This is a genomic window from Nostoc sp. (assembly GCF_036917615.1).
Classification (GTDB): Bacteria; Cyanobacteriota; Cyanobacteriia; order Cyanobacteriales; family Nostocaceae; genus Nostoc.
Genome location: NZ_JBALCZ010000091.1, coordinates 263,328 through 277,447 on the forward strand (window position 1 = coordinate 263,328; position 14,120 = coordinate 277,447).

Here is a 14,120-nt window from a genome sequence, read left to right on the forward strand (position 1 = left end):
AGACTGTGACTGTTGAAGTTCCAGCAAGCATCACCCAAGACGTTGAACAGGTCTTAGCTAGGATTAGCGATGCTTTTGTCAAATTGGATCGTGAATGGCGCTACACCTACGTTAATGACAAGCTAGCTGAACTAACTGGGATAAATCAGGAAGACTTCTTAGGCAAGAGTATTTGGGAGTTTCCTGACACAGTTAATAGCCGACTCTACACTGAACTGCACCGCGCTGTTAGTGAAAAAATTACAGTACATTTTGAGTATTTAGAGCCAAAATGGGATCGCTGGTTGGAAAATCGCGTCTATCCCTCAGAAACTGGCGTATCAATCTTAATTACAGATATTACTGAGCGCAAACGCAGCCAACAACTTCTAACTGCACAGTATGCGATCGCCCACATCCTCTCTGAGGCGACTACGCTTGTAAATGCAGTTCCAGCTATTCTCCAATCCTTGTGCGAAAGTTTAGAATGGCAAGCTGGGATCATCTGGAGTGTAGACGATGAAGCTCATGTTCTGCACCGCATGAGTAGTTGGTATTCATCTGACTTGGAAAAAAAACCATTCAACCAGCACACAATTGCTTTTAGTGAAGGCCTACCCGGTCAAATTTTGGCAAGTGGTCAACCTGTTTGGATTTCAGAACTTGCCCCAGACGAGAATTTTTTTGCCGCCGCCATCGGATTTCCGATTCGGCTGGGTAATAAAATCTTAGGTGTTATGGAATTTTTCAGCGACAAAATTTCAGAGCCTGAGACTAATTTACTCCAAATGCTCAGTGCGATCGCCACTCAAATTGGTCAGTTGATCGAGCAGAAGCAAACCGAGTCGTTACTGCAACAAAGCCAGGAAAAATATCGCCGGATTTTTGAAACCCCAGGTGTCTCGATTGGCGAGGAAGACTTTACCATTGTTATTGATCACCTGAAAGCTGAAGAGGTTACAGATTTGCGGCAATATTTGAGCGAACAGCAAGCTGCGCTGCGTGATAGTGAAGCACGCTACCGCTCACTGGCAGAAGCAAGCGCATCGATCGTCTGGAGGGCGGCACCTCGGGGCAACGTTGTTGACGATATTCCTACTTGGCAGGCGTTCACAGGGCAAAGTCCCGAACAATACAAAGGATGGGGTTGGGTTGAGGCACTGCACCCAGAAGATCGTTCCTCGATGGTGGCAATTTGGAAACAGGCATTTCCGACACGCAGCGTTGCAGTTGCCGAGTATCGTGTTTTGCGGCATGACGGCGAATACCGTTACATGGCTATACGCGGTGTGCCTATACTCGACGAAACAGGTGAAATCCGCGAATGGATAGGAATGTGTGTGGATATTACCGAACGCAAGCAGGCTGAGGAAGAGCGTGAGCGACTACTGGCGCTACTGAAAACAGAGCAGACTCGCTTGATTGAAGCTAACGTTCTGCTTGATACCCTCTTCAATAACGCACCTATAGGTATTGGTCTATGGGATGAGAAATTCAGATACGTTCGATTGAATGAGGCTTTAGCTGAGATTAATGGTTTTCCCCAAGAGGTGCATATCGGAAAGACTGTCGCCCAACTACTACCTGGGTTAGATTCTACGGTAATGGAAGCTTTCCGCCATGTGATCGAGACGGGAGAATCTATTGCCCAAGAGGCCAGTGGAGAGACACCCGCTGCGCCTGGAAAGCAGCGGTATTGGTCGGTAAATTATTATCCGATTAAACTACCCAATGAAATTACTTGGGTAGGTGCAATCTGCGAAGAAATCACCGATAGCAAGCAAGCAGAAGTCGAACGTGAACAACTGTTTGAGCGGGAGCAAGCGGCTCGTGTTGAGGCTGAGGATGCCAAAGAGCAAGTTACTGAAATTTTGGAGAGGATCACTTGCGGCTTTCTTGCCTTTGACAGTGAGTGGCGCTTCACCTACCTCAATCATCAGGGAAGCAGAGCTCTGGGGCGTTGCAGCCAGGAGCTGCTAGGAAAAAATTTGTGGTCAGAGTTCCCAGATCTGGCTGCTACTAGCTTTGGTCAGCTTTATCAAAGGGCAGTTGCTCTAGGAATGCCGCTTGAGCTTGAAGATTATTACCCACCCTTTGATGCATGGTTTGCGGTTCGCGCCTATCCTTCACCCACAGGGTTATCAGTTTATTTACGTAACATTAATGTACGCAAACTCTCAGAAGCAAAACTGGGCGAGAGTGAAGCGTGTTTTCGGCTGCTGGCTGAGAATTCAACTGATATTATTTCCCGCCATACAGTAGATGGAATTCTTCTGTACATTTCACCAGCTTGCTACACAGTACTGGGGTATCAACCAGAGGAACTAGTAGGTCGTCTGAGCTATCAGTTAGTTCACCCTGACGATTTGGCACAAATTGCCAAGAATTACCCAATCAATGCCAATTTACCAGATATTTGTACTATTACTCACCGTGCTCGTCACCAAGACGGACATTATATCTGGTTGGAAACAACTCTTCGAGCGATTCGCGATCGCCAAACTAGACAAATTTTAGATATGCAGGCGTCTTCGCGAAATATTACTGAGCGCAAGCAGGTGGAGGAACAGCAGCGTTTTCTAGCTGAAGCTAGTGGGATTTTGGCTGGATCATTGGACTACGAGACAACCTTAGCCAGTTTAGCGCGTTTAGCAGTGCCTGAAATAGCGGATTGGTGCTTAGTTGATATTATTTGTGACAATCAATCAGTCCGCCGCCTTGCAGCAGTTCATGCCAATCCAGGGAAACAAGAATTGGTAGAACAGTTACAAAATTATCCGCCTGATTTGATACAAACAGATGGTATTGCTGAGGTAATACGCACAGGCAAGTCACAAATTACTCATTTTATTTCTGATCAACAGATGCAAGTGCCAACCCACAACGCCGATCACCAAAAAATCTTGCAAGAACTAAATCCTACATCTAGCATGAGTGTACCGCTTATCCTTCGGGGACGGGTGCTAGGAGCGATGACTCTGCTATCTTCTTCAGGTCATCCCTACGACACCAAAAGCCTGATGTTAGCTGAGGAGTTGGCTTGTCGGGCGGCGATCGCTGTTGATAATGCCCAACTCTACACAGAAGCACAGCAATCTCAACAAGCGGCTTTACGCGCAGTATCTCGCACTGCCCGTCTGCAAGCCATTACCGCTGCACTTTCTGAATCTCTCTCTTTGGCACAAGTCGCTGAAGTAGTTGTAGAACAAGGTATGGCAGCTTTGGGAGCTAGTTCTGCTTTAGTAGCATTACTGACTAAAAGCGGCACTGAACTAGAAATTGTCCGTGCAGTAGGTTATCAAGAGGAAACGGTAGATTCATGGCGTCGATTCTCTATTAATGCATCAGCGCCACTGGCACAAGCAGTCCGAACCAAAAAGCCGATCTGGCAAGAGCCAACAACAACAAGGGTGGCTCGTTACTCACATCTTGCTCAGGAGTATGCTCAGTATAACTACGGAGCTTGGATTTCGATTCCATTAATCATCGAGGCACGAGCCATAGGTGGAATGTCTCTAGCTTTTGCAGAGATTCAAGAGTTTAATCAGGATGACCAAGCCTTGATCCTAGCACTAGCACAGCAGTGCGCTCAAGCGATGGAACGTGCCCGCCTATACGAGGCAGAGCAAACCGCAAGGGAAGCAGCAGAAAACGCCAACCGGATTAAAGACGAGTTTCTTGCAGTCCTTTCTCATGAGTTGCGATCGCCACTCAACCCAATTTTAGGTTGGTCAAAGCTACTCCAAACCAAAAAACTTGATGAAAAGACAATCCCTCAAGCGCTGAAGACTATTGAGCGAAATGCTAAGTTACAGGCTCAATTGATTGAAGACTTGCTGGATATCTCTCGGATTTTACAAGGTAAACTTAGCTTGAATATCTATCCAGTTGATCTGACATCTGTGATTTCAGCAGCAATGGAGACAGTGCGGCTATCGGCAGAAGCTAAGTCAATTGAGATGCACATCAGCTTGGAACCAAATTTGGGGCAAGTTTTAGGTGACTCCAACCGATTGCAGCAAATCGTTTGGAACCTACTCTCAAACGCAATTAAGTTTACACCTGTGGAAGGACAGGTGGATATCCGATTGGAAAGCGTAAAAGGTATAGGGCACAGGGCACAGGAAACAGAAAATAGTCCGATGCTAAACCCTATATTTTATGTTCAAATCACAGTCAGCGACACAGGGAAAGGCATCGATCCTGATTTCCTACCTTACGTGTTTGAATATTTTCGCCAAGAGAACAGCAGCACCACCAGAAAATTTGGTGGACTGGGGTTAGGGTTAGCGATCGTCCGTCACTTAGTCGAACTGCATGGCGGGACAGTTCAGGTAGAAAGCGGGGGCGAAGATCAGGGGGCAACTTTTACCGTCAGACTGCCGCTGATCCAAAATCAATCAGAGATTAAACACCAAAGTAACGACTCTGAGCCATCCTCAAATTTAAATGGCGTCAAAATTTTAGTAGTGGATGATGATGTAGATACGCGAGAATTTATTGTCTTCTTACTAGAGCAGTATGGGGCAAATGTGACAGCAGTAACATCAGCAGATGAAGCCCTAGCCGCTTTAACCCAATCCTTGCCAGATATACTTTTAAGCGACATTGGGATGCCAGAAGTGGATGGATGCATGTTCATGCGACAGTTGAGAACGCTGCCACCAGAGCAAGGAGGACAAATTCGGGCGATCGCACTTACCGCCTATGCTGGAGAAATTAACGCCAAGCAGGTACTAGGAGCCGGATTTGACAAGCATCTTGCCAAACCAGTAGAGCCAGCCGAGTTAGTAGATGCGATCGCCAACTTAATAGCTGAATAAACCTCTCTCTACCTGTTTACCGTTACTTGATATTATCAGGTGTGATCGCTTTATCTACTAAAGTAGGAAGAATCGCTTGTCTAATATCTATCTTACGGGGGATAGCTTTTTGTTCAAAATAAAAATCAGCAACACTCTGCTGTTGGGCAATGATCGCAGGTGTGATTCTTCTCAATCTATAACGACTACGGCGTACCACCTTTTCTACAATTGATACATCTAATTTCAGTTCAGGAGCTAAATCGTTGGCAATTATGGTTGGGTTTTTTTCAGCAAATTCTCCTACCTTCTCTGCTTCCTCCAAAAACACTCGCACCAATTGCGGATTTTGGGTAACAAATTGACGCCTGCCAATATAAAACCCGCCTAGAGTGTTAATTCTTGCTGCATTTCTCAGAACCCGAATCGGGATAGTATTTTCCGCAACAGCTAAAAGCGGATCGCCACCCACCCAGGCGTCAGCCTTGTCTTGAATAAAGGCGTCGCGGGCTCCAGATGGAGTTGAAGCAACGATTTGAATATCGCTAATTTTTAACCCTACCTCTTGCAAAGCTTTTGCTAGTAAATACTGTGCATTCGACCCTACCTGAAAAGCAACTTTCTTACCTTTAAGATCCGCTACTTTCTTAATCAGAGAATTAGCTTTCACCACAATACCTTGGTTTGTACCATCGGTGGGCGTGCGTCCAGCAATATAGACAACTTCAGGGATGGCTGCGCTTGCAGCTTGGGAAAATATTGGAGGTGTCTCTCCGACATTACCGATATCCACCTTACCTGCATTCAGCGCTTCGATCAATTGCGGCCCTGCTGCGAATGGCCCAACCCAATTCACGGTTACACCCAATGCTTTGAAACGTGGGTCAACAACTTTTCTGGCTTTGACAATATCACCAGAACTTTGATAGGCCAAGTTAATTACTTTGGCATTAAATTCGTTTGTCTGCGCTTGGGTGCTTTGCACAAGGCTACTCACAAAGGGAGATAATAAAGCAAACAGTCCTAGTGCTGAATATTGGACAATACGCTTTAAAACTGTGCGGCGTTGTGGTTGAAATGGCTTGTTCATGAGTTGCAATTTTCCTCGTAAGTTTTAGCTTTTAAGTTGTCAGTCTTACTTACTTTCAGCAAGTAAGATAATTGGAAGTTGTTTTGTCAACCTCCTAGAACACCAATTCAGTATTAAAACTTGATATTCCACTAATTTAGGACTTACGCACGAGTTACCAATAACGTAGACGCAAAGCGGCTTGCCGCAGGCTACCGCAGAGGCACACAGGGCACGCAGAAATCAGAGTTTGAGAGATATTTTGCGTAAGTCCTATAATTGAGAAAATCTTTTGTTGGATTTAGTAAATTGGTATTATAGTTGGTTTGAAAAAACTGAGCGTTGTCAGTCTTTCTTTCATCAAGTAAGATGATTGGAAGTTTTTATATCAAACTTATAGAACACCAATTTAGTCTTAAAACTTGAGATTGTACTAATTCAACAAATCTCTTTTTGGGTTTAGTAAATTGGTATTCTAATTGGTTTGAAAAAACTTAGCGATATTTTTAGCTATTTATCGAATGATTCGCATTCATTCAAAAATCAAGTCTTGAGGTTTAGAAAAAGTGGCTTTTCGTCAATTAGGCTTGTTTAGCATGAAGCATTTAAAAGGATTCAAGATTGGGTATTGGAAAACTCTTTCCTAGTCCCCAATTCCCAGTCCCCAGTCCCTAGACTTCATATCTGATTAGTCTCTATTTTTCACTTATAAGTGTTGGTGGAGTGATAGCTGCATATTCTTTAGGTGTGAGTAGTGCTTCCTGAACATCAATCTTTTTAGGCAAGATTTTTTCGTTATAAAATAAATCTGCCACATTTTGTTGAGCTTTCATCAACTCTGGAGTAATTCCTTTAAGTCGATAATTAGCGCGTCCAGAAATTATTTCTTGAATGGGTAGATCAATTTTAAGTACGGGTGCTATTAGTTTGGCTACCTCTTTACGATTTGCTTCTGCCCATTGACCGTTTTTATCAATCTCTTCCAAGATAATCCGAAGTAATTCCGGATTTTCCTTAGCAAACTCGCGTGTTCCTACATAGTATCCACCTGGAGTACCAATATTTGTGGCATTTCGCAGCACACGCGCACCGTAGAGTTTTTCTACTAAAGCTAAGTGAGGATCACCAGTTACCCAAACTGGAATAGTTCCCTGAATAAATGCACCACGGGCTTCGACATTAGGCATACTTAAGACTGTAATATCACTGTATTTTAAGCCAACTTCTTCTAAAGCTTTGATGATAAAATAGTGAGAAGCTGAACCTTTTTGAAAAACTACTTTTTGTCCTTTGATATCAGCTAAAGTCTTAATTGGAGAACCTTTAGGAACTGCGATTGCACTCCCTTTTCCGGAAGTAGCAGTAATTCGTCTACCAGCAAGATAGACGATTCTTGCACCAGCAGCTTGAGCAAAAATGGGAGGAGTTTCTCCAACTGATCCAATATCAATTTTACCGACATTCATCGCTTCCATGAGTTGCGGCCCTTGGGCAAATTGCGCCCATTCAACTTTGACACCCAGAGGTTCTAAACGTTTTTCTAAAACTCCTGTCACTCTAACTAAATCACCAGAGCTTTGATACCCAATTCGCAGCACTTTTGTTCTAAAAGTAATCGTTTTTGCTGCTGCTACATCTGCCTTCGGTTCAGTTGCAGTATTTGTATTATCGCTGGTTGACGTACAACTTATTAATGTAGTGGATAAAGCCAAAAAACCAGGCATTACAAATAATGCTACTTTTGTGATTTTTGTTGACTTAATTTTTACGGGATTGCTAAACATTTTGCACCTCCAGGTTAACCTAATCTCTGATTTAAATAGAATTACTCAGATATTAAATATAACTTTGATATTTTTTAATAATTTACGTCTTAATTTTATCTATTATTTGATTTTGATGAAGTGTTTATAAACACTATTTTTATTCTAAATGGCAAGATGTATTAATATAGCTTAGCCCAATATAGTTTATAAAAAATAATAAACTTTTTTTTAGTTTTTGAAGATGTTTAAAATACTATTTAGCGGATTTTGTGAAAATATTTTTATTTAATAGCTTAAATTTTTTTTATCTAATTTATAAATTTTGGTAGATAATTTTTACTTATAATTGTGATTTTTTAGAGACGCAATTTCTTGCATCTCTACTTCAGATATAGAGACTAAAAGGGACGACTACCTGCAAGACTAACCCGCTTCAATACCCGTCGCTCATTCGGATCGAATGCTTGACGATAATGCAAGGTAGCTTGATTATCCCAGTAGACAATATCGCCTACAGACCATTTGTGTTGGTAGTAGAATCGGGGCTGATTCAAATGCTGACGCAACTGTTCAATCAGTTTAGATCCTTCTTCAGGCTCTAACCCTACAATTTCTACTTCCGTAGCAGCATCTAAGTAAAGATGCTTTTTGCCACTATCAGGATGTGTCCGCACTAGAGGATGGGGAAAGATAGGACTTATTAAGGGAATATTCTTGTCTAAACGATATAAAGAGCGGGGTGCATTCCGGTCTCGCAAGAATGGGTTGTAGGTAATTAACTGTAAATCTGCAATCTGTTCTTTGGTGGTTTCGTCTAACGCCTCATAGGCCAAATTGGTATTTAACCAATAAGTATTTCCACCTTGAGAAGGTATTTCCAAAGCATAAAGAAGCGAACCACTAGATGGGGTGGGAGTCCATTTGTGGTCAGAATGGAAAGTTAGTTCTCCAGTACCAGTATAGCCACCATCGACGTTGGAAATCGGAATAACCACTGGAGTTTCTCCTGGTTTAGAAGCCAATACTGGAGTCTCATCAGATGGTACAAAGAGTGCGCCAAAGTATAACGAAAAGTTCAAAAGCTGTTCATCAGAGAGCTTTTGGTCTTTGAAGATCAAGATATGGCGATCGCGCAGAGCTTTCTTAAGTTGTAATATGACTTCAGGTGCAATAGGCTGACTGGCATCAAGATCGGTAACTATGGCTCCCAAAGGAGCATCAATAGACCTGATTTTAACCTCTGTCAAAGTCGAGCTAGGCATAACATTCTCCTGTATTTTAGTTTCTTCTTGGGAATAACTACTTATTCGCTAACACCTCTGAGGGAGTAATTTTGGCGTACTCTTCAGGTGTCAAAAACCCGTCTCTAACATTCACCTTCTTGGGGATAAGTCCTAAGCTGTACCACTTGTCTGCAACTTCCTGTTGCTTAATAATGGTTTTCTCAGTAATTGGTACTAGCCCATAATCATATTTCTTATGCATTATTTCTAGAGTCGGTGGATCTAGCTGAGTTACAGGAGCAAGCAGTTGTGCTACTTCTTTAGGATGATCCTTAGTCCAGATTTCTGCCTTTTCTAGTTCCTCTAAAAACACTTTGATCACGTCAGGATGAGCCTGATAAAACTGGCGTGAGGTTGAGTAAAAGTTGCCAGTATCCCGCAACTTACCACCATCTGCTAAAACACGAGCTATTTTATTTTGTTCATTTCTGGTAGCGAATGGCTCCCAAATATACCAAGCATCTACCTTGTTCTGACTGAATGCCGCATTTGCGTCTGCTGGTGCTAAAAAAACTGATTGGACATCGCTCAGTTTTAGTCCCGCATTTTCTAATGCTTTAACTAATAGGTAGTGGCCAATGGAGGCTTTCTGGAAAGCCACTTTTTTGCCTTTCAGATCGGCAACACTTTTAATCGGAGAGTTTACAGGAACTAAAAGTGAAATAGATTTACCACTAGGGTGTGTAGTAGCTAGATAAACAATAGGCACTCCTGCTGCTTGGGAAAATACAGGAGGCGATTCAGCTGTAGATGCGATATCCAATCCATTTGCATTCAGGGCTTCTAGCTGTTGTGGGCCAGCCGCAAACTCAGGCCACTGTACTTTAAAACCCAGAGGCTCTAATCGCTTTTCCAAGGAACCCTGCTTTTCTAAAACTGCTAAAGCGGTAAGTTGTTTTGAACGGACAATCCGCACTACTTGCTTCTCAGTTGACTTCTCTGTAATGCTAGATGAAGCTACCGACTCAGGGGAAGCTGCCGACTGCTGAGTGTTATTTTGTGCTTGACTACAACTTGATAGGGTCGTCGATAGCATTAAGCAGTAGCCTAGAGTAAACAACAAAGAACGACGTGTTGTTCTCTGGCTTTTCCTGAATTCAAACTTTGCTTTTAAAGATGACATAAGTTGTTTTATTTATTCTCTTCTAGGTGGTCAGAACAATTATGATTAATTGCGAATTAAATAACTACAATAACTCATGATTAAATGTAATTTCTTGAGAAAACTGGATATTTTTAGTCTTAATTTTGTGGAACTGAATTTTATTGGAAATTTAGACTTTTTAGTCATAGATGCTCTCGCAATGTATTGCCAGTGTACTCCTTACGAAATAATCCCCGTTGTTGTAATTCTGGAATTACTAAATCCACAAAATCTTCAAATGCACCAGGAATATAAGCTGGTGAAATCACGAAACCATCAGCGCCTTCATCTTGGAAGATTGCTTGGAGTTGGTCAGCAATTTGAGTAGGGCTACCAACAATTTGTAAAACTAAACGACTTTGACCGTAACGTTTCCCAATTTCTCCCAAAGTTAAACCTTGGTCTTGGCTCAACTTCAAAATTTGGTCATACATACTCTGACCACCTTCGCGAAATTCTAATTCACTTAAAGGCTTATCTAAGGGAAATTCCGAGAGATCGTAATTCAGGGCATTAGATAGAGAGGCTAAACCTACTAATGGGTGAACTAATTCATGGTGTAGTGCTTGTTTTTCTCTAGCAATACTTTCTGTTTCCCCGATAAAAGGCACTACAGCTGGTAAAATTTTGCAATCTTCTGGATCACGTCCATATTTTCCCATCCGCGATTTCACATCTTTGTAGAAAGTTTTCATATCAGCGGGTGTGAGTGGAGATGTGAAAATGGTTTCTGCCCAACGAGCCGCAAATTCTTTACCACGTCCAGAAGAACCGGCTTGGATGATCACTGGACGACCTTGGGGGGTGCGAGGAACTGTTAAAGGCCCTCTCGTTTTGAGCCATTTTCCAGAGTGGTGAACGTAATCAACTTTAGAAGGATCGGCAAAAATTCCATTTTCTTTATCTAAAATTAATGCACCTTCTTTCCAGCTATCCCAAAGTTTAAAGGTAGCTTCGATAAATTCATCGGCGCGATCGTAACGTGTGTCATGTTCTAAATGTTTTTCTATACCAAAATTTTGGGCTGTACCATCACCACTAGAGGTGACAACATTCCAAGCGGCTCGACCTTTAGAAAGGTGATCTAATGTCGCAAATGTCCTAGCTAAATCGTAGGGAGCATAGTATGTTGCAGAACGTGTTACACCCACTCCGATTTTTTGGGTAGCAACAGCCATTGTCGTCGCAACTAGAACAGGATCTAGGGTGACAGCACCTTGAGTACCATACTTGACACTGGTTTCAAAACTGTTGCCATAGCGATCTGGAAGCGCCAAAATATCTGCGAAGAAAACTAAATCAAACTTACCGCGTTCTAAAGTACGGGCGACATTTTGATAATACTCTGGTTGGAGAAAACCTGAATGTGTTTTGGGATGACGCCAGATGGCATGACTGTGAACAACATGGGAAGCGTGCATGAAGCCAGCCAAGTGCATTTGCTTTGACATTATGACACTTCCTTATAAAATTCAAGTTTTTTGTGGCTTAGTTTTTTGAATTGGTTAAATTCGCTTATGTAATGCATGTGGATCATCGGGGAGAACTTTTTAATAAATAAAAATAGTTTTTTGTAATGTTTGAAGTTAGGAAATAGAGTGGGTATAACCCACCCTGTAAGGAACTTGATGAACTGAAAATTTAATAGTTAGGAGGGAAAAATTTAGGAAGTGGAGTGAGAAGGCCCACTCCAATGTCGTGCTAGTGGAAGGTTGAAACTTGTGAGTGAAACTTTGTCTTGTTCGTGTTCAATTTTGCTAGTGCTTCCAAGCGACTAGGATTGTAGCTTTGAGTTCTTCTGTAAAATGTCCAGACGGCTCAACTGCTAATAGCGCTTCTCTAAGATCCGTTTCAAATGCTGGGGCGTTATCGCCATAGAAAATTTTGAGAGAAAAGGCTGTAGTGTATAAGTAACCGAGATAGCTATCGACAGTCCAAGATTTTTCAAATGGCACTTCATAGACTTCTTGACGAACAAAAGCCGAATTGGCAATTACGACTTCATGGGGAGGATCGACTGGCTTACGAGTGCCTTGTCCTCGTAAGCCAGTTCGGCGTTCTTCACCTAACCATTTTTTCACTACTCCCACAGCAGCTTGTTTCCAAGGTAGATTGCTTTCCCAAGGATTATCACCAGTTTGAAGCAGTGCTATTGCACCATCATCAGTAAGCAATTCATAAAGCCTCTCAAGGACTAGTTCGCGTTCCATCCAGTGGAAGGCTCTACCAATAGTGGCTAACTTAAACTTCCCTAAACTAGAGTCGATTAACTCTGCCCCTTGTTCTAACCAAGTAATATTATTTGCTCCTACTGCTGCTGCTTGCCGTTTAGCTTCGGCAATCATTTCTGGATCGGGATCGATCGCAACAACTTCCTCAAATCTGGTTCGTAGAGGAATTGAAATTAATCCTGGCCCAGTACCCAAGTCAAGGAGTCGTCCTTGACCATTAAGATTAAATATTTCGGCTAGTTTGTCGAATACAACAGGTGGGTATTTGGTTCTATATTGAGCGTAGCCCTCAGCGGCTCCCTCAAATAAACTTGGATCATAAGTGGGAAGTGTTTTTAGTTGAGTCATATCAATTTTGGATTTTAGACTTCGGCTTACTTCGACTTCTCTACGAGACGCTGCGCGAACGCTCAGTACAAGTCGCTCAGTCGAAGGATTTTAGATTTTGGATTTTAGATTTAGGTAAGTAAGGTGGAGATTATAGAACGTCCACCCTACCAGACAGCGAGTAGACAGCTTAAATATTGAGCATTGGGGAGTAAGGAGTAGGGAAATGGAGAAGCAAATAATTTTTCCTCATGCTCCATGCCCAATCCCTAAGAATATTGCGTAATTACAGGTAGTTGTTCGTTGAGTACCCAATCGCCGATCGCTCTCAATTTGTAGTCCACAGGATCGTGGAGGGAAAAGGTTCGCAAATCCCGCCAGTAACGGTCAAATCCATATTTGGTTGCAGTGGCGCGAGTTCCGGTAACTTCAAAGATGCGGTTGGTTATATCTATACCTACACGGGTAGCTAATGCCTTGGCTGCGGAAACTGCAATCGCTACTTCTCCCCTCTCTTGATGAGTGAGTTCTACATCTTTGTCCCATGCTACTTGCACCTTTTCGGCTGCTTGGTCAGCGAGAGCGATCGCAGCTTGGATTTCAATCCAAAAGTCTCCGTAATGATGCAGAATATATGGGTCTTCAGTAGCACTATCTACCCCTGATGTAATCCACGGTTTAGTAGTAGTTTTAGTGTACTCACGAGCAGCGGCGAAGGCTCCTTTAGTAATTCCCAGATAAACGTTGGTTTTTGTTAGCTGGGCAATAATACCAAGAAAAGTTGAGAAGGCACTATCAGGGGGATTGGGTGGCCCCAAAATCTCATCTTTCTCTACTAGAACATTGTTAAATGTATAACTACCGCTATCAGTGCGACGTTGCCCGATGTTGTCCCAATCTTGATTGGAAACTAATCCTTCCCTGTCTTTAGGAATTATGAATATGAAGGGCAATTCTACGCCATCTTCCAAAGCGGAGAATACCCGATAATCTGCAACAGAAATTCCCGTACCAAAGCTTTTAACACCATTAACCCGAAAATTATCGCCTTCTGGGTTAATTTTTAGCCTAGTATCCCGCGTATTGATAGCGTTTGCCCAAAATAAGTTATTCTTAGCAGTTTCTCTATAATATTTTTCCTTTTGGGCTGGCGTTCCGGAAACGTGACCCAAAGCCGTCAAGTTGAGATGATTACCATACAACTGACCAATTGAACCATCTGCTTTTGACAGTTTTCTGACAATTTTTAAGGCATCAATCCAAGTTGCACCAATTCCACCATATTGCTTAGGCACAATCAGTGGTAGCAGGCCACTCTCACGCAGTCTATTAATTTCCTCTTCTGGAACTCCGGCTTTGGCATCCCGTTCAACTGCGGATTGAGCAAGTTTCTTGGACAAAGAAGCTGCTAGGTCAATGTAGTCCTTTGGTTTTGTAATGTCTAGCACCATAATCAAATCATCCTTAGTAATTGTTTCAGCAGTAGGCAGCAATCAGACACAGAATTTAGGAGAAATGT

General features: G+C 42.5%; 8 protein-coding genes. 1 reads left to right on the forward strand and 7 read right to left on the reverse strand.

All coding sequences use genetic code 11. The features are described from left to right. The first annotated feature begins 5 nt into the window (after window positions 1-5). Window positions 6-4,802 carry a PAS domain S-box protein gene (locus tag V7K85_RS34015; protein ID WP_334820744.1) on the forward strand — a complete coding sequence of 1,599 codons (4,797 nt, stop codon included), beginning with the start codon at window positions 6-8 and terminating at the stop codon, window positions 4,800-4,802. 22 nt (window positions 4,803-4,824) lie between these two features. Here the strand turns inward: V7K85_RS34015 and V7K85_RS34020 are convergent, their stop codons facing one another. The 7 genes from V7K85_RS34020 to V7K85_RS34050 form a co-directional block, all read right to left on the reverse strand. Then, window positions 4,825-5,871, reverse strand: coding sequence for an aliphatic sulfonate ABC transporter substrate-binding protein (locus tag V7K85_RS34020; RefSeq protein WP_334820746.1), 1,047 nt, complete (start codon window positions 5,869-5,871; stop codon window positions 4,825-4,827). A gap of 674 nt (window positions 5,872-6,545) precedes the next feature. Beyond that, window positions 6,546-7,634 (reverse strand): sulfonate ABC transporter substrate-binding protein, encoded by a 1,089-nt coding sequence (locus tag V7K85_RS34025; RefSeq protein WP_334820747.1) that lies wholly within the window; start codon window positions 7,632-7,634, stop codon window positions 6,546-6,548. Between the two features lie 380 nt (window positions 7,635-8,014). Then, complete coding sequence (locus V7K85_RS34030; protein ID WP_334820748.1) at window positions 8,015-8,878, reverse strand: TauD/TfdA dioxygenase family protein; 864 nt, start codon at window positions 8,876-8,878, stop codon at window positions 8,015-8,017. Between the two features lie 37 nt (window positions 8,879-8,915). After that, window positions 8,916-10,022, reverse strand: coding sequence for an aliphatic sulfonate ABC transporter substrate-binding protein (locus V7K85_RS34035; RefSeq protein ID WP_334820750.1), 1,107 nt, complete (start codon window positions 10,020-10,022; stop codon window positions 8,916-8,918). 164 nt (window positions 10,023-10,186) lie between these two features. Beyond that, window positions 10,187-11,494 carry an LLM class flavin-dependent oxidoreductase gene (locus V7K85_RS34040; protein ID WP_334820752.1) on the reverse strand — a complete coding sequence of 436 codons (1,308 nt, stop codon included), beginning with the start codon at window positions 11,492-11,494 and terminating at the stop codon, window positions 10,187-10,189. Between the two features lie 306 nt (window positions 11,495-11,800). After that, the gene (locus V7K85_RS34045; RefSeq protein ID WP_334820754.1) at window positions 11,801-12,622 is read right to left on the reverse strand and encodes a class I SAM-dependent methyltransferase; all 822 of its coding nucleotides are present in this window, start codon (window positions 12,620-12,622) and stop codon (window positions 11,801-11,803) included. A 248-nt stretch (window positions 12,623-12,870) separates the two neighbouring features. Continuing rightward, the gene (locus tag V7K85_RS34050) at window positions 12,871-14,052 is read right to left on the reverse strand and encodes an acyl-CoA dehydrogenase family protein (protein WP_334820756.1); all 1,182 of its coding nucleotides are present in this window, start codon (window positions 14,050-14,052) and stop codon (window positions 12,871-12,873) included. Window positions 14,053-14,120: the final 68 nt, after the last annotated feature.